Source organism: Pseudarthrobacter sp. fls2-241-R2A-127 (assembly GCF_030209355.1).
Lineage (GTDB): Bacteria > Actinomycetota > Actinomycetes > Actinomycetales > Micrococcaceae > Arthrobacter.
Genome location: NZ_JARVSF010000054.1, coordinates 1 through 21,527, shown reverse-complemented (window position 1 = coordinate 21,527; position 21,527 = coordinate 1). Strand labels below are relative to the sequence as shown.

Below are 21,527 nucleotides of genomic sequence, written 5' to 3'. Positions count from 1 at the left end.
TGCTCAACTTCTAGTACCTCTGGTGAAAATATGACCATCACAAACTCTCGCACCCTCGATTCCCTCGACGGCCGGATCATCCTTGCCCTGGACAAGGACCCCGAGGCCAGCGCCCTGGCACTCTCCCGGACACTCGGCGTCGCACGCAACACCGTCCACGCCCGGCTGGCACGGCTGGAGCGCAGCGGCGCCCTCCGCTCCTTCAGCCGCAGGCTGGACCCCGCCGCCCTAGGCTACGAACTGATGGCCTTCCTTTCGCTCTCGATCAGCCAGACCCGGACAGGCTCGGTGGAGAACGGGCTCGCCGCGATCCCGGAGGTCATCGAGGTGCACGCCACCACCGGGGACGCGGACCTCATGGCGAAGGTGGTGGCCCGCGGCACGGCCGACCTCTACCGCATCACCAACGAGATCCTGGAGATCGACGGGATCGAGCGGACCAGCACGGCCATCTCCATCCTGGAACTCATGCCGCCCCGCTACGACGGCCTCATCAGCCGGCTGTCGGAGCAGGAATCCCGCCCGCTCGAATAATCGCGGTGACCGGCGCCACAGATGGGCATATTGTCACCTCCAGCTCTTCCTGCTGCCAAAAATCCCAGCCGAATCCTGCGGTATTGCAAACGTGAGATGCAGGCCACACGATGCCTGCATGACTACTCTCACCGTCTCCGGCCGCGTGGCGCAGGTTCTCAGCAGCTATGTCAGCGACGTCTTCGGCGTCATGGGCAACGGCAACGTCTACTTCCTGGACGCCGCCGAGAAGCAGGGCCTCCGCTTCTCCCCCGTCCGGCATGAGGGCGCCGCCATCGCCGCCGCCGATGCCTACTACCGGACCTCGGGACGGCTCGCCGTGGGCACCACCACCTACGGCCCCGGCTACACCAACGCGCTCACCGCCCTGGCCGAGGCCGTCCAGGCGCAGATCCCCGTGGTGCTGGTCACCGGCGACGCCCCCACCAGCGGCGCCCGGCCCTGGGACGTGGACCAGGCAGCCATCGCCGCCGGCCTGGGCGCGGCCACCTTCACCGTCACCCGCGACGCCGCGGGCGCCATCACCAGGCAGGCGGTGGAGTACGCACTCACCCGGCGCACCGCCGTCGTGCTTGCCATCCCCTACGATCTCGCTGCACTCGAGGCCGGGGACGAGGAACTTCCGGAACCGGCGGCAACTCAGGTGACGGACGACGGCGGCACGGACCTTGGGCAGGTGGCCCGCCTGCTCGCCGGGGCAAGGCGTCCGCTGATCCTGGCCGGCCGCGGTGCGCACCTCGCCGGAGCCGGGCCGGAACTCCGCGAACTCGCCGACCGGCTCGGCGCACTGACCGCCGGAACCGCCCTGGCGCTCAACCTCCTCAATGGCGAGGGGTACCTGGGCGTGGCCGGCGGTTTCGGCACCGACACCGCTGCCGGACTCATGGGCGAGGCCGACGTGGTCCTGGTGGCCGGGGCCAGCCTGAGCCCCTTCACCATGCGGTTCGGGCACCTACTGGGCCCGGACAGCACCGTCATTCAGATCGACACCGCCCTGCAGCTGACCAACCCGCGGGTGGACCTGTTCGTTCAAGCAGATGCGAAGGATGCTTCTGCGCGGCTCTTGGCTTTGGTTGATGGTGCGGCCGCTGCCGGCGCGTGGCGGGCGGAAGCGGTCCGGCGGTTGGCTTCCGGTCCGGGCCATGCCGCAGGTTCCGTTTCCACTGAGGACGGGCGGCTGGATCCGCGTGCTTTGGCGGCCGCGCTGGATGGTGTGCTGCCGGAGCGCCGCACGGTGGTGCAGGACGGCGGGCACTTCATTGGATGGGCGCCCATGTACTGGAACATTCCGCGGCCTCAGGACCTGGTGATGGTGGGGACCGCGTTCCAGTCGATCGGGCTAGGCCTGGCGAGTGCCGTAGGGGCAGCTCGCGCGGTGGAGGACGGCCGCACTCTGGTGCTTGCCGCCGGCGACGGTGGTTTCCTGATGGGCCTGTCCGACCTTGAATCGCTGATCGGGGCCGCGCGCAGCGCGATCGTGGTGATCTACAACGACGCCGCGTACGGTGCCGAGATCCACCAGTACGGCTCCCAGGGCCTGACCGAGAAGCCGATGCTGATTCCCGAGGTGGACTTCAGCGGGGTTGCGCTGGCCTTAGGCGCGAAGTCGGCTGTGATCCGTTCCTTGTCTGACTTGTCCGCGCTTCAGGACTGGATCGACGCCGGAGCTCACGGGACGTTCGTGGCCGACTGCCGGATCACGTCTTCCGTCCGGGCACCGTGGCTAACGGAGTGGATGAACGCGACCCGGGCTGCGAAGGCAGCGGTGGTGGGATAGCAATGCGAGCAGCGTTGCCGCGACGACAAAAAGTCAAGACTGCTTGGCTCAGGTACCAAGACGGACTAAGCGGCACTCTTCTCCCGTGCGAGCCCAAGGCCCAGGAGGATTACGACCGGGGTCGCCAGAAGAACCGCGAAGACGAGCACAGCCCCGCCGAGAAACGGGACCGCCAGAAGGGCCGTCAAGAGGGCGACTCCAGCGAAGCTTAGGGAGGTGATTGGGGCACCGCGATTGCGGCTGCGCTGACTGGCTAACAGCACAATTCCGGTGGTGACGTTCCCCAGCGCGGCCACCAGCAAGAGGAAGCCAGCGATCACGTTGTGGGTGAATCCCGCCAAGGCAGGGAACAGCATGACGGCACCCAACACGATGCCGACAATGCCCGCTGCAACCCGTAAGCCCGAAGATTTGGGTTCTGGCGCTGGCGGGTACCACTGCGGCACAAATTGCGGAGGCGCTTGGCCGTGGTGAGGATGCTGAAATTGGGGTTGCTGGCCAAAGGTGGGCGGCGACAGGTCGTAGTGCTGCGACGTTCCATAGCCCGCTTCATGGCCCGGGGCGGATCCAGAAGGCGGGTGCGACGGGTAATTCGGCCCAGACCTCGGCGCAGGAGGTATTGACGGGATGCTATCGGTCATTGGTCCCCCATTTCAGCACTAACTCAGTCCCCAGTAAATCCTGGATTTGCTATTCGTGGAAAAGCTCTTTTGGATGAAGATTTTGCCACCCTCAATCGCCCCGGTGGGCACGTCCATACAGACCTGATATTCTGCCCGACCACCCTTTTCAAGGGTCGGGACCTGCATGGCTCCATTGTCCAGAGAAGCCCCGCACGAACTGGCGTCGTATTGTCTGGCATCTGTGCCTACAAACGTCGGTGACAAGTCAATCCAGGGATTCCCCTCTTTAGCCCCTGCGTAGGTCACGGCAAGATCGACGAGGACGTACCTTCCCTTTGGAGACTTGTTAAACATGTTATTGGCGACTACCTCGTCAGTCGCGTTGAGCTTGACGCTAAGAACTTGAACTTGATAATCGCTTCCCACAATGGCAGCCGTACCAAGGGAGTGAGGCTTTTCAGCAGACCCCTCCACAGCCACGACTGCTTCCGGGCTGCTCGTTGGCGGCTGCGCCGAAGTAGCCGACGGCACGGCCGACTGCGTAACCGCTGATGAAGCGCTTGCGTTGTGTCGTTCGTTCGAAGATGAGGAGTAAGCCATCTGAAATGTAATAACGCCGATTAGCGAGACTCCTCCGATAGCCAGGGCGGCTATAGTCATACCCCGCACCGGGAACCCAGTACGTCGCGTGGTAGTCAAAGCAATGATGGCCATAACCACTGCACTGAGTCCCAAGAGGAATCCCAGGATGTTAAGAATCGGAATCCAACACAAGACGATTGCCACAGCCGCCAGCACGAATGCTGTGGTCGTAAGCGTCTTACCCTGCGGCTCCGGAGCAAAAGCCGTCTCAGGAACTTCAATCCAGAAATTATGTCCCGGAGGAGCAGGTCCCCACGCAGGATCCGGGTGCCAGCCCTCGTGTGGCTGCCAGCCTAGTGGCGGTCGAGGCCAGTTGTCCGGCGAGTTATAGACTTTCAAATTTCCCCCTGAAAAACGGAATGAGCTCCATCTCAACCCGTTCGCAGATCATAGCCCCATCGGGGCTGTCCTAACTAAAGTTTTGGCGCAGGTTTTCCGCAGGATCGAATCAAATTCATCTGCTCCAGCCTGCAACTTCAAATGTCCGAATCGAAATAATTCAGTTAGGTAGGGAAAGAGCACGCCATCCGTCCGAAAGTTGCATACACTGAGATCGCCGTTGCTGGGGGGAACGAGCCTAACTTGTCACTCCACCTGAATTGGTTGACAGCGGCATTATCTAGACCGCATCACACAAAGGACAGTCATGAGTGAACCCTATTCCCCTCCCCTTGCCCAAGGTTCTTCCGCGCCGAGCACCAACCAGCCGCTGAAAGGTAACGGATTCGGGACCACGGCCCTGGTCCTCGGCATTGTCGGCATCGTCTTCGCAATCATTCCGATTCTGGGAACTGTTGCATTCATTCTTGGCCCGCTGGCCATAATCTTCGGGGCTATTGGCCTGACCCGGAAATTCACTAAAAAGGGCACTTCGATAGCCGGACTTATCTTGGGCGCGGTCGCCATCATAGTTGCCATCATCGTGACGTCGCTGGTCGCTGCAGCTGCGAACGGGGTCAACGATGCGCTGAACAAAGAACACAAGGTTGAGTACGTCGTGACCACCACAGGTCCTGCGAAGGTCACCTACTGGAACGGTAATGGTTCCTCAAACGAGGACATTGCCGCCAACTGGAAGAAAGACCTGACCGCGAAGGGGATCAGCTTCAGCACCCTCAGCGTCACAGGCGACTTCAGCGCTACCACTTCTGTTACCTGCGAAATCCTGGTAGACGGCGCGAGCGTCTCCAAGAACAGCGGCTCCGGCACGGGTGCGATGGCTTCTTGCTCCGGAAATTCCAGCACCAAGTAGCATATCGAATTCATGAAAAGAACGTCGGGGTAGGAAACTACCTCGACGTTCTTTTGCAAGTTTAAGAACTACCCCAGGGTTCCCTCGGGATCCGGACAACATGTCCGGCTGATTCGAGCAGAGCGACCTCAAGACTTCCTTGGATTCCTCAACGTCGGCTTAAAAGCGTCGAAGGTTTTGCCAAGAATTGCGCTTTACGCCCGCCGCCTCCCAGACAATATTTTCAGCAGTCCATGCGGCGAAGACTTTCTTCGAGGGACTGGAACAGATCTTAGGGCTACTGCCTCGGCGGGGCCCTCTTGGGGGAAACATGAGCAATGAATACCAACTCGCCGACGGCTCGCCACGCTATGGGCACCGCACAGCTTCAGCGAGCGCAGTGCAGGCGGCGCCGCCGGGCTCTGCTCCGGCCGAGGTGGCAGAGGGCGCCGCGGAACTTAGCCTGGACGTGATGGCAGCAGCCATTGACCGCCGGCTGAGGAGCGCCTGGGCGGATGAACCAGACCCGGCTGTGGAAGCGCTTCGACGCGAGAACCCTGAAGAGCTCGCTGCCGCCCGCGCCCTCGTGCGGCTTCACCTCGGTTCCCAGCGGCAATGGCGTATCAAAGCCCAGGCTGTCCGGGATAAGCAGCTGGCCGCTGTCTGGGCGCGGCGAAGGGCGGCCGGCCGCAGCCGGGAAGTCCTGGCACTGCGGTTGGGGCTGATGGCCGCATTGATCGCGCCTCCTGCATACATCGTGGCAACCAGACCGGACGACATCCTGAAGCTCCTGCTTGCCGGCATCGCCTGCTTTGCCTTCGCCGTTGTCGCCGGACACTTCCTGACGTGCCGGGCCCGCGTGCCGGCCATGCCGAACATTCGGGGCCCGTGGCTCGCTGAGCTACGGGAGGACGTGGTCAACGCAACCATCGTGGCCCTTCTCGAAAACAAGGGCGCGCCGCCGGATTCCGTCACTGCAGCGGCTGCTCGCCGCGGCTGGGAAAGTATCCAGGCTGCTTCCAGAGCCATCGGCGCATTGAACACTTAGTCCGCACGCCTGCCGGCCGCCGTCGTAAATTACACGGCGGCTCCGCGTGCCAAAGTGCCTGACTCTATGGGGTAGTTCAGGCTTAGGCTTCTTTCCATGAGGATTGCCGTTGCAGGGGGAACCGGAACCGTGGGCCGCCATGTCGTTGCCATCGCCAGGGAGCGCGGGCACCAGGTTGTCAGTCTCAGTCGCGCCGAAGGGGTGGACCTGGTCAGCGGAAGCGGCCTGGACCAGACCCTGCAGGGTGTCGAAACTGTCATTGACGTCTCCGGCATCCCGACCCTCTCCACTAAGAAGGCCGTGGACTTCTTCACCAATGCCACCCAGAACCTGCTGGTGGCGGAGAATCAAAACGGGGTCAAACACCATATTGCGTTGTCCATTGCCGGCATCGACAACGCCAATTCCGGGCTCTACGCCGGCAAGCTGGCACAGGAGGACGAAGTCCGGCACGGCGGCGTTCCCTGGACCATCCTCCGGTCCACCCAGTTCCACGAATTTGTTCCGATGTCTCTAAAGGCCGCCTCGGTGGGACCACTCGTCTTCGTGCCTGAGATGCGGACCCAGCCCGTGGCGGCACAAGAGGTGGCCACTGCCCTGGTGGACGCGGCCGAAGCCGGACCGAAAGGACGCGCACCAGACCTCGGCGGCCCCCGGCCCGAACAGCTCAAAGCACTGGTCTCCGCCTACCTGGCGAAGACGCGGCAGAAGAAGCTGATCATTCCGCTGCGCCTGCCCGGCCCCATGGGCAAGGCCATGCGCAACGGTGCGCTGATCCCGGTGCCGGGGTCCGCCGTCGGACGCCAGACGTTCCTGGAGTGGCTAGACGCGGGCGGCGCGGCTTAGGCAGCACGGAAACAAGCAGCCGCACCCCGGAACATCAGCCCTCGAGTACAGCCTTCAACCGGGACAACTGCGCCACCTCCGCGTCCATGGTGCGCTGAACCATCGGCCCCATGAGCTTCATGAGTCCCTTGGGCTGCAGGTCGAGGGTGAACCGCACCAGAGTGCCCTCCGGTGACTGGCTGAAGCGGTATTCCCCGCTGGGCCGGGCAGGACCGGCCACCACCTGGAAGGCGAGGAGCCGGCCGGGTTCGGCGGTGGTGATCTCATAGTCGCCGTCGATGGCGCGGCCGCCCGGGCCCGAAAGCGTCTGCCGGTAAACGGAACCCACGGCGCCGGCAGTGCCGCTCTTCAGCGAGATGGACTGCACTCCGGTGCGCCACTTCGGGTTGTTCAACCCGTCGGCCAGGAATGCGTACACATCCTCCGGCGAACGGCTGATGGTGATCTCGTTTTCGGCGTGAGCCATGGCTGCCCCTTTGGACGGTCCGGCGCTGCCGGGTGCGGTTGCCGGATGGTGTCATCACTGTACGTCGCGCCCGGGCCCACCGCACCAGGCCGGCCAGCATCGGTGGGGACACACGGAGCAAAGCCAGCCAGCCGCCGTCGTAATCTCCCTGCGACGCCCAACCGCCGCGTAAAACCGCGGCGAAATGGGGCACTTGCCCCATGCCCCCGCCGCGGCCCGCTCCTAGTCTCAAGGCATGGAGAAAAGGAGGCGGCCATGAACACCTACCAGCCGCAGTCATCAGCCCAGGCAACACCCACACTTGAGGAACTTCCGGACGACACCGCCGAGCATTTCGCAGGGTTGGCTGTCTTCGGGCAGCCCTTCACCAGCGGCCACTATCTCGCCTTCCGGGACTTCCCGGTGAGCTCCGTAGGCCCCGGCTACCGCTCCGTCTGGCACCGCGCGCCCGGCGGCGAGTGGACCCTCTACGCCAACGTGGCGCCGCAGTACAGCTGCGCCCGCTACTTCGGTCTGGCCTTCCACCGCCTGGTGGAAGCCGACGTCGACATCCAGTGGAGCGGCCCGTCCAGCGCCGTGATCACAGTCCCGGGCGTCCTCGACTGGGACCTGCAGCTGGGCACCTCCCCCGCCACCACCCTGCTGACCGCCATGGCCATGCGGATGCCGGAAACCCTGTGGCGCAGCGAGCCCGTACTCCGGGCCATGGGGGCGTTCGCCGGGCCGCTGCTCGGTGCCGGCCGGATGAAAGTTTCCGGCACGGTGCCCAACGGCCAGACGTTCCAGGCCCAGCCCCGGCAGTTGTGGCTGGTCACCGATTCCCGGGCCACCATCCTGGGCGAGGGCGCCGGCCGGCCCGGCCCGCTCGCAGTGCAGGACCACCTGGCGGACTTCTGGCTCCCGCAGCGCGGACTGTTCGGCGCCCGGCTGGGCGTCCGGTTCCCCTCGACCGCCCACGCCAGCGCGGCAGACAATGCCGTCGCACCGGCCCGGAAGAACCAGGCGGCCTGACCTCCGAGGGCAGTCCCCTACTGCCCGCGGCTCCGGCTACCTAGAATGGCAACTGTGAAGCAGCCGCCGGCTGGACCCCGCCGCAGTGAAGTGCTGGCCGCGCTCTCCCTCGCCATCGATCTGGGCCTGGGCCAGCCCATGGAGCACATGCTGCGGTCCTGCCTGCTGGCGCTGCGGATCGCCGGTGCCGCGGGCGTCGACGCCGCCGGCCAGGGCAGGCTCTACTATGCCAACCAGGTGGCCTGGATCGGCTGCCACGCGGACTCCTTCGAACTGGCGGCGCTGTTCACGGACGACATCGCGTTCCGTGCCGACTACTACAACCGCGACCAGCGGGGCCTGTCCATGTACGCCGGCATGTTCAGCCACGCCGGCGCGGGCCTGCCGCTGCTGGCCCGCGCGGCCAACTGGACCCGGTTCGCGGCGACCGGCAGCACCGCGGTGCGGACCATGATCGCCTCGCACTGCATCTCCGCCGGTGCGCTGGCCAGCAATGTAGGGCTCGACGGCGGCGTGGCAGGACTGCTGGCCCACACCTTCGAGCGCTGGGACGGCAAGGGCCTGCCGGGAGGGAGTGGCGGGGCCCGATATCCCGCTGGAAATGCGGATCATGCACCTGGCGGATACCGCCGAAGTGTTCCTCCGCCAGGAGGGCGTGGCCGGCGCGGTGGCCATGGTGCGGGCCCGCCGCGGCACCCAGTTCGACCCCGCCTTGGCCGAACTGTTCATCGACCACGCCCAGGCACTCACCGACGGGCTCCTCGACGTCGACTGCTGGCAGGCCGCCCTGGAACTGGCCCCCACCGACGCGCCTCTCTCCGGGCCTCAGCTGGACGCGGTGCTGCGCGCAGTAGGAGATTTCGCGGACCTCAAGTCCCCCTACACCGCCGGGCACTCCCGCGCAGTGGCAGCTCTGGCTGCGGCTGCGGGTGAGGAGCACGGGCTGCCGGCCGACGACGTGACCGAGCTTCGCCGGGCGGGCTGGGTTCACGACCTGGGCCGGCTGGGCGTCTCCAACCAGGTGTGGGACAAGAAGGAGCCGCTCACGCAGGCGGAGCTGGAACGGATCCACCTGCACCCCTATCTGGGGGAACGGATCCTCAGCCGGGTGCCGGGGCTCAAGGGCGAGGCTGCCCTGACCGGCCTGCACCATGAGCGGGTGGACGGCTCCGGCTATCCGCGCGGAATCGGTGGCACGGATCTGGGGATCAAGCAGCGGATCCTGGCGGCCGCGGACTCCTACCACGCGTCCCTGGAACCGCGCCCGCACCGGCCCGGACTCGCCCCGGCCGAGGCGGCGGCCAGGCTCCGGCGGGAAGCCTCAGCAGGGCGGATCGGCCCCGAAGCAGCGGACGCCGTCCTGGCCGCCGCCGGCCAGCAACCCCACCGCCGGCCCGCCCCGCCGGCCGGTCTTACCCCCAGGGAACTGGAGATCCTCCGGATGCTGTGCCGCGGGATGTCGCCCGCCCAGATCGCCGCGGGCCTGGTCCTCTCACGCAAGACCGTCCGCAACTACGTAGAGCACATCTACACCAAAATCGGCGCGACCAACCGGGTGGGTGCCACCTTGTTTGCGGTGCGGAACGGCCTGATCGAGCAGTAGCGTTTCCCACTTGCCGGACGACGGCGGTCTGCCGCCTCCATGGCGCCGCCACTCGCTCCCCGCCTCCGCACCCGGGGCAACAGACGGGCTCTGCCGGCGCACCGCCGTCGGACGCCCTTGAACTTCTGCCCGATTGCCTCTTTACAGGAGATAGTCTGTGCGCAGATAATCTAAGGACAGATTAAACCTAAGGGAGGCATTCATGTGGGAGTACGAACACTCAGTCGAAGCCGCGGCCGCACCCGAGGCCGTCTGGCGCCTCTGGTCCGACGTTGAGAACTGGGGTACCTGGAACCCCGGAATCGAGAGGATCGAGATCGACGGCCCGTTCGCGGCAGGCACCCGCATCGTGATGACGCCGCCAGGCGAAGAGCCGGTCCCGCTGGTCATTGCCGAGTCCGTTGAGAACGAACGGTTCGTGGACGAGGCACGGTTCGGGGACCTGCTCCTGCGCACCACCCACCGCGTCGAACCCGTTGACTCTGGCAGGATCCGGGTGGTGTACCGGATGGAGATCACCGGCCCCGGCTCCGGGGAAGCTGGCCCGCAGATGGGGCCCGGCATCACCGCCGACTGGCCCGATACCATGGCCGCCCTGGTCACTCTGGCGGCCGCCTGATGCCCCTCGCCCCCGGCGAAAGCCCCGGCTTCCTGCTCTGGCACACCACGCTCCGCTGGCAGCGGGACATCGCCGTTGCCCTGGCACCGCTGGACCTTACCCACGTCCAGTTCGTGCTGCTGGCGTGCGCGTGGTGGCTCAATGCCGAAGGTGAGCACCCCAACCAACTCGCTGTGGCCCGGCAAGCCGGCACCGACGTCAAGATGGCCTCCCAGGTCCTGCGCACCCTCGAAGCCAAAGGGCTCATCACCCGCGAGGTGGATCCGGCGGACACCCGCGCCAAGCGGCTCCGCGTCACCGACGCCGGAGCCGACCTAGCTCCGCGCGCCATCGCCGCCGTCGAAGCCGCTGACGCCCGGTTCTTCCAGGGCGTGCCGGTGGAGGACGCCGTGAGCATGCTCCGCCGCCTGGCCCGGCCGGAGTCTGCACCGAAGACACCCGACGAAGGACGCAGCGCCCAGCCGTAAACCACCTCACCCCGGGCTCATGAGAGGCTGGAGGAAAACTCACATTGGGGGAAACTGTGAACGTTGCTTGGATGCTGTTGAACGCCGCACTCATTGTTGTGCCGGCGGCTCTTGGAGCCGTGCTGCTGTACTGGATCATCCGGCTGGGCGTGAAGCATGGCCTGCGTTCCTATTACGGGGACCGCAACCGGGCAACCGAGACGGCCCTGTAGCCGGTCTTAGCCCGCCGAGTCAGCGGGGGCGGGCCTTCAGCAGCGTGGAAGCCCGCCCCGCATGACTCTCAAGATTCACGCAATTTATCCCGAGGGTGGATAAACGCTCTTCCCCGCGGCATGGCGGGTCCCTATGGTGTTCACACAAGCTCGCCCAGGGGGGTCCCTCTTGAAACTCACGGATGAATCGACAGGCACCGGCTGCCACGAGTCCAGTGCTGCGACACGCGCAAACCCAGGCAGTCCGCGCACCGCAGACGAACAGCTGCCCACGGTGCCGGCAGCGCACCCGCGGCCTGTTCCGGCTCCGCCCAGCACCAGGCTCAGGGCCATTCAAGGCCAGCCGTCCAGGGCCAGGAACCGCGAGCATGAGGTCAGGCGGCTCATCCACGATCTTGCCCTGCTTGCCGAACGGCAGTACCAGCGGTAACTGCCGGCAGGTGCAGCGGCACTCAGTCCAGCGCCCACGCCTCAGCAGCACCGGCCCCGCGGGCCTTCCTGCGGCGCCGCAGCACCACCACCAGGAACCCGGCACTGGCCAACAGCCCCAGCCCGGCGAAGGCAGCCACCGCCGTCACCGGCACGTCGAACGACCCCTGGGCAGCGGGGGCACCCTCTGAAGGGCCGCCGTCGGACGCACCACCAGCGGCACCGCCGCCGCCAGCCGCACCGTCACCAGCCGCTGCTGCCGTACCCCCACCCGTGGCCGGCGGCGCAACCGCGCCGGCCGGTCCGGCGTCGAGCACTGTCAGGGACCTGCCCCGCCTGTTGACCACCACCACGGACCCGTCCCTGCGCTCGGCCATGCGGCCGGGATCATCGCCGGCCGCAACCGCGCGCGCAGTCGTGGCCCCGGGTGCGATGACGGAGACGTTGTCGTCCACGCTGTTGGTCACGTACACCGTGCCGTCCGCAGCGGCCAGCACCTCCTGCGGCGCCTGCCCCACGGGAATCCGCCGCGCCACCGTGGTGCCGCCCGGCTCGATCACCGCGACGTCGTCGGTCCTGATGTTGGCCACGTACACGGTCCCGTCCGGGGCAACGGCAATCCCGTGCGGGTGGCCCCTTCCGCCCACGTCTACGCTGTACGAGGGCCACGCCGCCCCGGCAGGAATCACGCTCACGGTGCCGGCAAGCTCGTTGGTGGCATACGCCGTCCCGTCCTTGCCCACGGCCAGCCGCACCGGATACGGGCCGGCCTGGACAGTCCGCTGCACCCACGCGTCGCCCTGCTTCACCACGGACACCGAGTTCTCGTTCGGATTCACCACATAGAGGGATCCCTCCGGCCCCGCGGCCAGCCAGTGCGTGTCGGAGGACACCTTCATCACCAGGGACACCTGGTCCGCGCCCGGGCCCACCATACCGATCTCCGACTGCGCACCCTCGCTCTGCGCCACGTACAGCGTCCCGTCCGGGGTCACGGCGAGCGAGGTGGGTCCCGATCCGGTCTTGATGGTGCGGGACGGCGCGGACTCCCCCGGCGCGTAGGCGTTGACCACTCCGGGATAGCCGTCGTCGCTGACATACAAGGTGCCGTCCGGCCCGGTGGCAATGCCCAGCGGCTGGCCGACGGCGGTGATCGCCTTCGCGTCGGCGGCGGACGCAGGAGCGGCCCCGACGGCGGAGGCCAGGACCAGCGCGGCCCCGGCCAGGAGTGCCGTCCCGGCAGAAAAGGCAGCGCCTGCGGCACGGCGAAGCGGCTGGTGAATCACGGTGTTCCCCCCAAAGTCCCGCCGACCCCCGCGGCAGTCCTCCGATCCTACCGGCTGCCGCGATGGACTCCTCCGTGGGCGACGCCGGCAGCATCGCACGGGCCTTTGGCCACTGTTGCCTGCCCAGCGGCAGGTATGTACTGGACCTGAAGCTGGCCCGTACGGGACTTGCCCCGGTGGAAGGTGGAGAACAACCATGCCTGACCTGCCCACAGAACCATCCCCCTCGGGTGGCTGACATGGCACACCCACCCACGCTGCAGTTCCTTGGCGCCACCGATACCGTGACCGGTTCGCGCTACCTGATCCGTTCCCAGGGCCACAGGATCCTGGTGGAGTGCGGGCTCTTCCAGGGCTACAAACGCCTCCGCGACCGTAACCGCATCCCGTTCCAGGCCAGCCCGGCCAGCATCGACGCCGTAATCCTCACCCACGCCCACCTGGACCACAGCGGGTACATCCCCGCCCTGGTCCGCGACGGCTTCCGCGGGCCGGTCTACGCCACCCCCGGCACCACGGACCTGTGCAAGCTCCTGCTCCCGGACATCGGCTACCTCCAGGAGGAAGAAGCCCGGTTCGCGGACCGGCGGGCGTCCTCCACCCACCATCCGGCCGAACCCCTGTACACGGCAGAAGACGCGGTGCGGTCCCTGAACAGCTTCAGGGCCCAGGACTTCGATTCGCCGTTCAGCCTGCCCGGCGGCATCGAGGCCACCTTCCTTCCCGCAGGCCACATCCTCGGCGCCGCCCAGGCCCACCTCAACGTGGCCGGGCACCCCATCCACTTCACCGGCGACCTGGGCCGCGCGCACGATCCCGTCATGTACCCGCCCCGCGGCCTGGAACCGGTCAACATACTGGTCACCGAATCCACCTACGGCAACCGGGAGCACCCGCAGGGCGATCCCGAAGCCGAGCTGGGCGCGATCATCAACCGGGTGGCCAAGCGGCAGGGCGTGGTGATGATCGCCGCGTTCGCGGTGGGCCGGGCCGAAACCATCCTGATCCACCTCTCGCGCCTCCTTGCCAAGCACGCCATCCCGCCCATCCCCATCTACCTGAACAGCCCCATGGCCATCGACGCCTCGGACATGTACCAGCGCCACCGCAAAGAGCACCGGCTCACCCAGGCCGAGTTCGAGGCGATGTACAAGGTAGCCACCCCCGTCCGCAGCCCTGACGACTCCAAACTCCTGAACCTCCGCGGCGGCCCCATGATCATCATCTCCGCCAGCGGCATGCTCACCGGCGGCCGGATCCTGCACCACCTCGAGTCCTACGGGGAGGACCGGCGCAACGCCATCGTCCTCAGCGGCTACCAGGCAGGCGGAACCAGGGGAGCATCCCTGGCCGCCGGGGACACGCACCTGCGGATCTACGGCCGGGACGTGCGGATCGAGGCGGAAGTCATCCAGGTGGAAGGATTGTCCGCGCACGCCGATTCGAACGAACTGATCCAGTGGATGAAAGCGGCCCCAACGGCCCCGGCCATGACCTACGTGACGCATGGAGAAGCGGACGCGTCCGATGCCCTCCGCGCCCGGATCAAGCGCGAACTGGGCTGGAAGGTCCGGGTGCCCGAGCACATGGAGACCATCTCGCTGGAGCAGCCGCGCTAATACACTGAAGAGCGCCGTCCTGGAGCACCGGGACGGCGGCCTGCCGCGAGCGCGGCCGGTCCCCGCCCATCGACAGGACCGCCCCGTGACCATGGTTCTCCGCAACGTCCGCCCCTGGGGCGGGGACCCCGCTGACGTGACGCTCGACGCCGGGGTGATCACCGCCGTCGGGCCCGTTGCCACGGACGGGGCTGCTCCCGGGGACGGCGGCACCGGGCCGGCCGCCACGGTGGATGGCCGCGGCCGGATCCTGCTGCCGTCCTTCTCCGACGTCCACGTCCACCTCGACTCCACCCGGCTGGGCCTGCCGTTCCGTCCGCACACCGGAACTCCCGGGGTGTGGAACATGATGCTCAATGACAGGAACAACTGGCGCGACGCCGAAGCGTCCATCACCGAGCGGGCCACGCACACCCTGGGCGCGATGATCTCCCGCGGCACCACGCGGGTGCGCAGCTACGCCCAGGTGGATGCCGACGCCGGGCTGGAGCGTTTCGAGGCCGTCCTCGCCGCCCGGGAGACGCGCCGGAGCCGGGCGGACGTTGCGGTGATCGCGTTTCCGCAGGCCGGGCTGCTGCGGGAGCCTGGCAGCGCCGAGGTACTGGAGGAGGCGCTGAAGCTCGGTGCCGATGTGGTGGGCGGGATCGACCCCTGCGCCCTGGACCGCGACCCCGTCCGGCACTTGGATATCGTCTTTGGCCTGGCCGAGAAATACGGCCTGCCGGTGGACATCCACCTGCACGAACCCGGCCAACTGGGACTGTTCAGCACCCAGCTGATCCTGGAACGCACTAAAGCCTTGGGCATGCAGGGGCTGGTGACCATCTCGCACGCCTTCTGCCTGGCCGAGCTCCCGGCCGTGGAACTCGACGAGCTCATCGGCCAGATGGCCGCCCTGGACGTTTCCGTGGCCACGGTTGCCCCGGCCGGGTGGGTGCTGCCGTTGGAGCAGTTGACCGCCGCCGGGGTCCGCGTCGGCCTGGGCGAGGACGGCCAGCGCGACTACTGGTCCCCGTACGGCAACGCGGACATGCTGGACCGGACCTGGCAGCTGGCCTTCACCAACAAGTTCCGGGCGGACCAGCTGATCGAGCACTGCGCGGCCGTGGCCGGCATCGGCGGCGCCAGCGTCATCGACCCCGCGGCCCGCAGGCTCGCCTCCGTGGCGGACCGGCCGGGGCTTTCGGTGGGAGACCCGGCGGAACTGGTCCTCGTGGAAGGCGATACCGTGAGCGCGGCCGTGATGGACAAGCTCCCCGGCCGCACCGTGATCCACCGCGGGACCGTGGTGGCGGACCGGCTGCAGCTGCTCTGAGCTACTCCCCCATGCCCGGGTGCACGGGAACGAAGTCCACTGTGTTGCCCGGGTTGGTCCGGCCTGCCGGGGCCCGGTTGAATCCGCGGGCATCGAGCCCGTTTTTCGCGCGGAACTCGGCGAGCGCGGCGTCGTAGGCGTTGTTGAGGACCCGGCCGGAGAATTCGCCGGTGCTGCCGTCATTGAAGGCGATCCGGATGCGGACGCTGGCCGGGTAATGCCGTGTCATGCGGATGAAACCGTCGGCGTCCTGCTGGAGAGTGATCACTGGGTCCTGCTTTCGTTCGTGGGAGCAGACTCAAGTCTGCCGCACGTTGATGCAGCACCAGCATCCGCGAAGCGCGCGGGCGGCCACCTGCACCGCTCATACTGGAATCATCCCGTCACGGTCCCTGACCCCCGAAAGGTACCCATGCCTGCCCGTTTCCTCCCCGCCCATCCGCCCAAGCTGCACCTGGTGCTCATGCTGGCGCTGACCTTCTCCACGGGCGTGCTCGACGCCGTCGGCTACCTGGGCCTGGACCGGGTGTTCGCGGCGAACATGACCGGCAACGTGGTCATCCTGGGCATGGCACTCCTGGGCGGCGGGAACCTGCCCATTCTGGGCCCCATCGCCGCCTTGGCCGGGTTCATGACCGGCGCCATGATCTCCGGGCGGGCACTGCGGCTCACCCCCGCCGGCTGGAACAGGCGCACCACCGTGCTGCTGATCGGCGTCAGCGCCGTCATGGCCGTCGTTGCATCACTGCTCCTGGGCGGCCTGAACCCGCGGGACAGCGAGCCCCTGACCATTGCCATCACTGCCACGCTGGCCGTCGCCATGGGCACGCAGGCCGCCACCGCCCGGCACCTCAACGTCAAGGACGTCCCCACCGTGGTGGTCACCTCCACCATCACCGGCCTGGCAGCCGATTCACGCTTTGGCGCCAACACCCACCCGGTTTGGGGCCGGCGTCTGGCCGCCGTAGGACTCATCATGGCCGGCGCGGCAGTCGGCGCAGGTTCCGTGCACCTGCACCTCGGCCTCGGGGTACTGCTGACCGCGCTGCTCACCCTTGGGGTCGCCCTGCTGGGCCGGAGCGCCACAAACCGGCAGCTGCGCGGGCATGGCGTGGAAAAGGCGACGGCGGCACCCGCCCCGGATGCCGCCGTCGTGAACCCTGACGCCGAGGCCGGTCAGTAGGGCCCGGCTCCGGTCGTGGGCCGGCGATGGGGCAGAATGGCCGATGTGAGCACACCCGAGCCCCCGAGGAAGCGACCCATGAAAAGCCACCGAAGGCGCCTTGGCGCCTGGGCCTTTATCCTGCTCGTGCTGCTCGCGGGCCCCGGCCTGATGGTACTGGGGACTGTCATGATCGATGCCGATGCCGAGCTGTCCCGGACAGGGGTGCAGAGCACAGGCACCATCACGGACTTCAACGACACACAGCGCGCCTCCAGCCGGGACATCAAAGTCCAGTACACCTCCACAGACGGGGCCGAGCATGTAGTCTCGGCAAGCGTTGACCACGACCAGCACCCCGAAGTCGGCACCCCCGTAACGGTTGTCTATGACGGCCAGCAGCCATCCCGCGCCGTGGTCCTGGGTTTCGAGAGCGGCGGTGTGTCCATCCGCGGAGTTGGAACCATCCTCACCCTCGTGGCCGCCTTGGTAACGCTCATCGGGTTCATCATGAGGGTGTCCGGAAAACGCCGTGCGGGGCGCAGCTGATGACCCAGCCGGCCCTGCTTCCCCGAAAGGGTGCGGCTACTTGAGGCTTAGCGCCACCACCAGGCCAATGACGACGGCGGCTACGACACCCAGAGAGACGTAGAGCCCGGCCTTCATGGAACTCTTCTGCACGGTGGCGCCGGCCTTGGGGAGTGCCTCCTGCCATGCTTTGATGGCGTCCAGGCCCTGGTAGTAGGCGAACATCATGGCGGCGCCGCCGGCCGCGCCCGCCACCGCACCCAGGCCGCCGGCACCGCTCATGGCCGCTCCGGCGGAACCGGCGCGGCCCAGGCCGGTAGGGTCCGTGCCGCCACCCCCGCCGGCAGCCATGTCCGCCAGTTGCCACGGGGACGGGCTGGGCGACAAGGATGCGCCAACGCCAAGGACGTCGTACTTCCGGCCGTCCGCCGTGACCACCATGGTGCCCATGCTGGTGAACCGGACTGCTGCCTGGGGTGCCGGCACGGAAAATACCGGCACCCCGGCGGCGTCACGCATGCTGAACATACACGCACCGTCCATGGCCACGATGACAGGCACCGTCTTGGCTCCGTTGATCATGCTCTTGCGCCAGTAGAGCAGGGACTTCATCGGTGTCGCGGAACCTGCGGGTGTTGTTTCCATGACCACAGCTTAGGCGGCGTGGCAGTTACGGGCGGAAAAGCTCCTCGAACGTGCCGGACGTGGTCGGTGAGCAGGTGTTCTCCAGGCAGCCCAGGTGCCACATGTGCTCGATGGTGGAGAGCAGGGTGTAGTGGTCCGAGAGCTGGTTGGTGGTCTTGTGCGGACCGCCCGCTGAGTTGATCACGATGGCGGGGGCGTGGCCGCCGCCGAGGACAGCGCCGTTCTGGCCCACCGGGCTGCCCGGGCCGCCGTCGGATCCGGAGTAGTCGTTCTCGTCCCAGGCCAGGACAATGCTGGACTTGGTGGTCTTCCACGTCGCGGAGTCCATGATCTGCTGGACCGTTTCCTTGACGTAGTTGTCGCCGAGCTGGATGGCGCCGTGGTCAAGGCCGGAGTCCGGGTAACCGCACTGGGGAATCCCCACCAGCGCCGCGCCGGACGGGGAGACCCCGTGCATGTCGTGGCACTGGTTGGGGCTGATCCACGTGAAGTTTGGCACGTTGCCGCTGGCCAGGTCTGCCTTCAGGTTGTTTTCCTGGGGCACGATGTTCTGCAGGCGCGGGCTGCCCGGGTAGTTGATGTCCGAGAAGTACATGAACGGGTTGTGCTTCTGGGCGTACAGCTTGACCGTGGAGGAACCGATGGTGGGCGCGTACTCCACCTGGGAACCGGTGCTGGGCAGGCTCTCCATGTAGGCCTTCCAGCTCAGGCCCTTGCCCTCGAGCTGGTCAACGATGTTCTTGCCGGAAAACATGTGCGGGGTGGCTGACGCGCTGGACACCTGCGCCGGGGTGAGCAGTCCGGCGGCGCCGGGATCGCTGGTACCGGGGACGAACTCCTCGGGAGCGCAGGTCACGTCTGCGCCGGCCTTGCAGTCGTCCCAGACGCCCTGCGTGCTTCCGGAAATGGCGGCCAGGTAGTTGGGCATGCTGGGGTGGGTCACGCCGTGGTAGTTCGTGGCGGTGTTGTAGCGCTGGGCCAGGCTGTTGATGTACGGCGCGTCGGCGGTGTTGCCGATCACCTGGTCGTACCCGTGGTTCTCCATCATGATGACGAAGACGTGGTCAGGTCCGTTCTGGCCCTGTCCACCGGCTTGCGCGGCAGCGTCCGACGACGGTTGCGCGGCTGCGGGGACTGCCGCACCGGCGGCGGCGAGGCCGGTGAACGCGACGGCGGCAGCAAGCGCCGCCGCGCCAGTTTTGCGGTTCTTCAGCACATTGAGCATTGGTCAATCCTTTCGATGACGCCCGCAATAGGGCGCGTGATGATGGGGGGAATGAAGAAGAGACCCGGCGGCCCGGGGTGCCACAGCCCCGGCACCCCGGCCACCGGGGGTGTGGGTCAGCGGCCCAGCTGGGGATCGCTGGTGAGCGGGCCGCCGTTTTCGAAGCGGCCGGCCAGGACGCGGACCAGCTTAAGGTCGCCGGCCGAGGTGACGGTGAGGTCATACCAGCCGCCCTGGGTGGGGATGACGACGGTTTTGCCCTGTCCCGGGTTGAGCGCAAGGGTCTGGGAACCGGCGCCGTAGGCGTCTTTGAGGGTCAAAGTGACGGCCGCGGCGCCCGGGTTGTCGATCCGGAAATGCGCATGCGGGGCCTTGCCGTCCGCGGTGACGCCCACGCGGATGTCCGCGGCCGTCGTCGTACCCGCAACGCGCCGGTACCAGCCTGCCGGGCCGTGCATCTGCACGTCGTACTCGGTTCCAAGGGCCCACGAGGCATCCAGTGACGCCCCTGCCCCGATGGTGTAGGAGTACGGGCCGGCCGGGAGCAGGTTGGAGCGGACCTGGACGTGGGAGCCCAGGGTTCCACGGTTGGCCCAGCGGGCGGTGAGTTTTCCGGCGTCGATGGTCGTTTGGACGTCCAGGGCGTAGCCGAGGGGCCGGGATGGGCGGGTGCCCTTTTCCTGGCCGGGCATCGAGTTCGACGCCGGGGGCACCGGCACGTAGCTCGGGTGCCGGCTGTGGTCGGCCGGCTTATAGGCGGAGGCGTCCGCGAGGACCGGCGCGGCTCCCCCGGCACGGGAGAAGTCGAACGCGCTGGTCAGGTCGCCGCTGACGGCCCGGCGCCACGGCGTGATGTTCGGTGAAGCCACACCGAAACGGGCCTCGAGGAAACGGATGATCGAGGTGTGGTCGAACGTCTCCGAGCAGGCCCATCCGCCCATGCTCCACGGGGACGCCACGATCATGGGCACCCGCACCCCCAGGCCGAAGTGGCCGGGAACGTCCTTGTCGCCGTAGTACGTCGGGGCGCCGTCGTACCATTCGCCGGCCGTGGAAACCGTGGAGGCGCCGGGAATCTGCGGGGTGTTCGGGTGCGGCGGGACGATGTGGTCGAAGAAGCCGTCGTTCTCATCGTACATGAACAGCACAGCCGTTTTGCTCCACACCTCGGGGCTGGAGGTGAGGATGTCCAGGATGTTGGCGGCGTACCAGGCGCCGAAGTTCGGCGGCCAGTTCGAGTGCTCGGAGTACGCTTCGGGCGCCACGATGTAGGAGACCTGCGGCAGGGTTCCCTGCGCTACGTCCTTGCGGAGGATGCTGAACAGGTCGTCGCCGGCCTTGGCGTTGGTCCCGGTCCTGGCCTTGTCGTACAGCGGGCTTCCGGGCTTGGCGTCCTGGTACTGCTTGAAATACAGGAGTGAGTTGTCGCCGTAGTTGCCGATGTAGGCGTCCTGGGTCCAGCCTTCATAGTGCGCCGGGTCCAGCCCCTCGCCGATGTCCTGGTAGACCTTCCAGCTCACCCCGGCCTTCTCCAGCTCTTCCGGATAGGTGCTCCACCAGTAGCCCTTCTCGCTATTCCAGAGGTCCGGGCCGCCGCCCTTCCGGTCGGGGTCGTCGCCGCCGGCGAACATGTAATAGCGGTTCGGGTCGGTGGGGCCAAGGACCGAGCAGTGGTACTGGTCGCAGACCGTGAACGCGTCCGCGAGCGAGAAGTGGAACGGGATGTCCTGGCGGCCGTAGAACGCCATGGTGGCGTCCGTCTTCTGGGGCAGCCACTTGTCGTACTTGCCGTTGTTGAAGGCCTCATGCGTGAGTTTCCACGAGTGGTCCAGGTCCTCCATGAACTGCATGCCAAGGTTGGGCGCGTCAGGGTGGAACGGGGTGACCTCGCGGGTGGCGTTCGCCTGGTGGAACGTGTCCTTGCCTGACGGCATCAGCGCCGGGTGCGGGTCCGCGAAGCCGCGCACGCCCTTCAGGGTGCCGAAGTAGTGGTCGAACGCCCGGTTCTCCTGCATGAAGATCACCACGTGCTCCACGTCCTTGATGGAGCCGGTGGCCCTGTTGGCGGGGATCTCCGCCGCCCGGGCGATGCTCTGCCCCATCATCTGGGACAAGGCGGTTCCAGCCGCGCCGGCGGCCGAGAGTTGAAGAAAACGACGACGGTCCAAGCCTGCCATGAGGATGCTCCCTAGATGATTAAGTCCTATTGGATTTAGTGGTCGTAGGCGATTAGGGAGCG

General features: G+C 67.0%; 24 protein-coding genes. 15 read left to right on the top strand and 9 right to left on the bottom strand.

The genetic code is table 11. From position 1 onward, the window contains the following. Window positions 1-30: 30 nt before the first annotated feature. Window positions 31-534, top strand: coding sequence for an Lrp/AsnC family transcriptional regulator (locus QRN53_RS21470; protein WP_285245834.1), 504 nt, complete (start codon window positions 31-33; stop codon window positions 532-534). Between the two features lie 118 nt (window positions 535-652). Further along, a complete protein-coding gene (locus QRN53_RS21465; RefSeq protein ID WP_285245833.1) occupies window positions 653-2,311 on the top strand; it encodes a thiamine pyrophosphate-binding protein in 1,659 nt (552 codons plus the stop codon). 65 nt (window positions 2,312-2,376) lie between these two features. On the opposite strand, the gene QRN53_RS21460 is transcribed toward QRN53_RS21465, so the two are convergent. Further along, window positions 2,377-2,667 carry a hypothetical protein gene (locus tag QRN53_RS21460; RefSeq protein WP_285245832.1) on the bottom strand — a complete coding sequence of 97 codons (291 nt, stop codon included), beginning with the start codon at window positions 2,665-2,667 and terminating at the stop codon, window positions 2,377-2,379. A gap of 303 nt (window positions 2,668-2,970) precedes the next feature. After that, window positions 2,971-3,594 (bottom strand): hypothetical protein, encoded by a 624-nt coding sequence (locus QRN53_RS21455; protein ID WP_285245831.1) that lies wholly within the window; start codon window positions 3,592-3,594, stop codon window positions 2,971-2,973. A gap of 628 nt (window positions 3,595-4,222) precedes the next feature. Between QRN53_RS21455 and QRN53_RS21450 the strand changes: the two genes are divergently transcribed. The 3 genes from QRN53_RS21450 to QRN53_RS21440 all read left to right on the top strand — a co-directional run bounded on the left by QRN53_RS21450 (window position 4,223) and on the right by QRN53_RS21440 (window position 6,701). Further along, window positions 4,223-4,828 (top strand): hypothetical protein, encoded by a 606-nt coding sequence (locus QRN53_RS21450; RefSeq protein ID WP_285245830.1) that lies wholly within the window; start codon window positions 4,223-4,225, stop codon window positions 4,826-4,828. Between the two features lie 310 nt (window positions 4,829-5,138). Continuing rightward, entirely contained in the window at window positions 5,139-5,855 is a 717-nt protein-coding gene (locus QRN53_RS21445) for a hypothetical protein (RefSeq protein ID WP_285245829.1), read from the top strand. 96 nt (window positions 5,856-5,951) lie between these two features. Then, entirely contained in the window at window positions 5,952-6,701 is a 750-nt protein-coding gene (locus QRN53_RS21440; RefSeq protein WP_285245828.1) for an SDR family oxidoreductase, read from the top strand. Window positions 6,702-6,735: 34 nt separating this feature from the next. Here the strand turns inward: QRN53_RS21440 and QRN53_RS21435 are convergent, their stop codons facing one another. Continuing rightward, a complete protein-coding gene (locus QRN53_RS21435; protein WP_285245827.1) occupies window positions 6,736-7,167 on the bottom strand; it encodes an SRPBCC family protein in 432 nt (143 codons plus the stop codon). A gap of 255 nt (window positions 7,168-7,422) precedes the next feature. On the opposite strand from QRN53_RS21435, the gene QRN53_RS21430 reads away from it, so the two are divergent. After that, window positions 7,423-8,178, top strand: a complete 756-nt coding sequence (locus QRN53_RS21430) for a hypothetical protein (RefSeq protein WP_285245826.1) — start codon at window positions 7,423-7,425, stop codon at window positions 8,176-8,178. A 36-nt stretch (window positions 8,179-8,214) separates the two neighbouring features. On the opposite strand, the gene QRN53_RS21425 is transcribed toward QRN53_RS21430, so the two are convergent. Further along, the gene (locus tag QRN53_RS21425; protein WP_285245825.1) at window positions 8,215-8,790 is read right to left on the bottom strand and encodes a hypothetical protein; all 576 of its coding nucleotides are present in this window, start codon (window positions 8,788-8,790) and stop codon (window positions 8,215-8,217) included. Here QRN53_RS21425 and QRN53_RS21420 point away from each other — a divergent pair. From QRN53_RS21420 to QRN53_RS21400, 5 genes are all read left to right on the top strand, one after another. Continuing rightward, a complete protein-coding gene (locus QRN53_RS21420) occupies window positions 8,789-9,781 on the top strand; it encodes an HD domain-containing phosphohydrolase (protein ID WP_285245824.1) in 993 nt (330 codons plus the stop codon). The genes QRN53_RS21425 and QRN53_RS21420 overlap by 2 nt on opposite strands. Before the next feature lie 202 nt (window positions 9,782-9,983). Then, window positions 9,984-10,400 carry an SRPBCC family protein gene (locus QRN53_RS21415; RefSeq protein WP_285245823.1) on the top strand — a complete coding sequence of 139 codons (417 nt, stop codon included), beginning with the start codon at window positions 9,984-9,986 and terminating at the stop codon, window positions 10,398-10,400. Beyond that, window positions 10,400-10,867 (top strand): MarR family winged helix-turn-helix transcriptional regulator, encoded by a 468-nt coding sequence (locus QRN53_RS21410; RefSeq protein ID WP_285245822.1) that lies wholly within the window; start codon window positions 10,400-10,402, stop codon window positions 10,865-10,867. Before QRN53_RS21415 ends, QRN53_RS21410 begins: the two co-directional genes overlap by 1 nt. Before the next feature lie 71 nt (window positions 10,868-10,938). After that, window positions 10,939-11,079 carry a hypothetical protein gene (locus QRN53_RS21405; RefSeq protein WP_285245821.1) on the top strand — a complete coding sequence of 47 codons (141 nt, stop codon included), beginning with the start codon at window positions 10,939-10,941 and terminating at the stop codon, window positions 11,077-11,079. A gap of 169 nt (window positions 11,080-11,248) precedes the next feature. Continuing rightward, window positions 11,249-11,509, top strand: a complete 261-nt coding sequence (locus QRN53_RS21400; RefSeq protein WP_285245820.1) for a hypothetical protein — start codon at window positions 11,249-11,251, stop codon at window positions 11,507-11,509. 22 nt (window positions 11,510-11,531) lie between these two features. Here QRN53_RS21400 and QRN53_RS21395 read toward each other — a convergent pair whose 3' ends face one another. Beyond that, window positions 11,532-12,794, bottom strand: coding sequence for a Vgb family protein (locus QRN53_RS21395; RefSeq protein WP_285245819.1), 1,263 nt, complete (start codon window positions 12,792-12,794; stop codon window positions 11,532-11,534). 239 nt (window positions 12,795-13,033) lie between these two features. Between QRN53_RS21395 and QRN53_RS21390 the strand changes: the two genes are divergently transcribed. Further along, window positions 13,034-14,413: an MBL fold metallo-hydrolase RNA specificity domain-containing protein gene (locus QRN53_RS21390; protein WP_285245818.1), complete on the top strand. Its 1,380-nt coding sequence runs from the start codon at window positions 13,034-13,036 to the stop codon at window positions 14,411-14,413. Between the two features lie 85 nt (window positions 14,414-14,498). Next, window positions 14,499-15,728, top strand: a complete 1,230-nt coding sequence (locus tag QRN53_RS21385; protein ID WP_285245817.1) for an amidohydrolase family protein — start codon at window positions 14,499-14,501, stop codon at window positions 15,726-15,728. Between the two features lies 1 nt (window position 15,729). On the opposite strand, the gene QRN53_RS21380 is transcribed toward QRN53_RS21385, so the two are convergent. Then, on the bottom strand, window positions 15,730-15,996 hold the full coding sequence (locus tag QRN53_RS21380) for a hypothetical protein (protein WP_285245816.1): 267 nt from the start codon (window positions 15,994-15,996) through the stop codon (window positions 15,730-15,732). A 144-nt stretch (window positions 15,997-16,140) separates the two neighbouring features. Here QRN53_RS21380 and QRN53_RS21375 point away from each other — a divergent pair, with 144 nt between their 5' ends. Continuing rightward, on the top strand, window positions 16,141-16,911 hold the full coding sequence (locus tag QRN53_RS21375; protein WP_285245815.1) for a YoaK family protein: 771 nt from the start codon (window positions 16,141-16,143) through the stop codon (window positions 16,909-16,911). Window positions 16,912-16,989: 78 nt separating this feature from the next. Beyond that, the gene (locus QRN53_RS21370; protein WP_285245814.1) at window positions 16,990-17,439 is read left to right on the top strand and encodes a DUF3592 domain-containing protein; all 450 of its coding nucleotides are present in this window, start codon (window positions 16,990-16,992) and stop codon (window positions 17,437-17,439) included. A gap of 36 nt (window positions 17,440-17,475) precedes the next feature. On the opposite strand, the gene QRN53_RS21365 is transcribed toward QRN53_RS21370, so the two are convergent. The 3 genes from QRN53_RS21365 to QRN53_RS21355 form a co-directional block, all read right to left on the bottom strand. After that, window positions 17,476-18,063: a hypothetical protein gene (locus tag QRN53_RS21365; RefSeq protein ID WP_285245813.1), complete on the bottom strand. Its 588-nt coding sequence runs from the start codon at window positions 18,061-18,063 to the stop codon at window positions 17,476-17,478. Window positions 18,064-18,088: 25 nt separating this feature from the next. Beyond that, on the bottom strand, window positions 18,089-19,288 hold the full coding sequence (locus QRN53_RS21360; RefSeq protein ID WP_285245812.1) for an alkaline phosphatase family protein: 1,200 nt from the start codon (window positions 19,286-19,288) through the stop codon (window positions 18,089-18,091). A 116-nt stretch (window positions 19,289-19,404) separates the two neighbouring features. Beyond that, on the bottom strand, window positions 19,405-21,465 hold the full coding sequence (locus tag QRN53_RS21355) for a phosphocholine-specific phospholipase C (RefSeq protein ID WP_285245811.1): 2,061 nt from the start codon (window positions 21,463-21,465) through the stop codon (window positions 19,405-19,407). Between the last annotated feature and the right edge of the window lie 62 nt (window positions 21,466-21,527).

What these genes read in the sequence shown, in the direction of transcription:
- QRN53_RS21470 (WP_285245834.1), top strand. Translation starts at nt 31, where the DNA reads ATGACCATCACAAACTCTCGCACCCTCGATTCCCTCGACGGCCGGATC.
- QRN53_RS21465 (WP_285245833.1), top strand. Translation starts at nt 653, where the DNA reads ATGACTACTCTCACCGTCTCCGGCCGCGTGGCGCAGGTTCTCAGCAGC.
- QRN53_RS21460 (WP_285245832.1), bottom strand. Translation starts at nt 2,667, where the DNA reads ATGCTGTTCCCTGCCTTGGCGGGATTCACCCACAACGTGATCGCTGGC.
- QRN53_RS21455 (WP_285245831.1), bottom strand. Translation starts at nt 3,594, where the DNA reads ATGACTATAGCCGCCCTGGCTATCGGAGGAGTCTCGCTAATCGGCGTT.
- QRN53_RS21450 (WP_285245830.1), top strand. Translation starts at nt 4,223, where the DNA reads ATGAGTGAACCCTATTCCCCTCCCCTTGCCCAAGGTTCTTCCGCGCCG.
- QRN53_RS21445 (WP_285245829.1), top strand. Translation starts at nt 5,139, where the DNA reads ATGAGCAATGAATACCAACTCGCCGACGGCTCGCCACGCTATGGGCAC.
- QRN53_RS21440 (WP_285245828.1), top strand. Translation starts at nt 5,952, where the DNA reads ATGAGGATTGCCGTTGCAGGGGGAACCGGAACCGTGGGCCGCCATGTC.
- QRN53_RS21435 (WP_285245827.1), bottom strand. Translation starts at nt 7,167, where the DNA reads ATGGCTCACGCCGAAAACGAGATCACCATCAGCCGTTCGCCGGAGGAT.
- QRN53_RS21430 (WP_285245826.1), top strand. Translation starts at nt 7,423, where the DNA reads ATGAACACCTACCAGCCGCAGTCATCAGCCCAGGCAACACCCACACTT.
- QRN53_RS21420 (WP_285245824.1), top strand. Translation starts at nt 8,789, where the DNA reads ATGCACCTGGCGGATACCGCCGAAGTGTTCCTCCGCCAGGAGGGCGTG.
- QRN53_RS21425 (WP_285245825.1), bottom strand. Translation starts at nt 8,790, where the DNA reads ATGATCCGCATTTCCAGCGGGATATCGGGCCCCGCCACTCCCTCCCGG.
- QRN53_RS21415 (WP_285245823.1), top strand. Translation starts at nt 9,984, where the DNA reads ATGTGGGAGTACGAACACTCAGTCGAAGCCGCGGCCGCACCCGAGGCC.
- QRN53_RS21410 (WP_285245822.1), top strand. Translation starts at nt 10,400, where the DNA reads ATGCCCCTCGCCCCCGGCGAAAGCCCCGGCTTCCTGCTCTGGCACACC.
- QRN53_RS21405 (WP_285245821.1), top strand. Translation starts at nt 10,939, where the DNA reads ATGCTGTTGAACGCCGCACTCATTGTTGTGCCGGCGGCTCTTGGAGCC.
- QRN53_RS21390 (WP_285245818.1), top strand. Translation starts at nt 13,034, where the DNA reads ATGGCACACCCACCCACGCTGCAGTTCCTTGGCGCCACCGATACCGTG.
- QRN53_RS21375 (WP_285245815.1), top strand. Translation starts at nt 16,141, where the DNA reads ATGCCTGCCCGTTTCCTCCCCGCCCATCCGCCCAAGCTGCACCTGGTG.
- QRN53_RS21370 (WP_285245814.1), top strand. Translation starts at nt 16,990, where the DNA reads ATGAAAAGCCACCGAAGGCGCCTTGGCGCCTGGGCCTTTATCCTGCTC.
- QRN53_RS21365 (WP_285245813.1), bottom strand. Translation starts at nt 18,063, where the DNA reads ATGGAAACAACACCCGCAGGTTCCGCGACACCGATGAAGTCCCTGCTC.
- QRN53_RS21360 (WP_285245812.1), bottom strand. Translation starts at nt 19,288, where the DNA reads ATGCTCAATGTGCTGAAGAACCGCAAAACTGGCGCGGCGGCGCTTGCT.
- QRN53_RS21355 (WP_285245811.1), bottom strand. Translation starts at nt 21,465, where the DNA reads ATGGCAGGCTTGGACCGTCGTCGTTTTCTTCAACTCTCGGCCGCCGGC.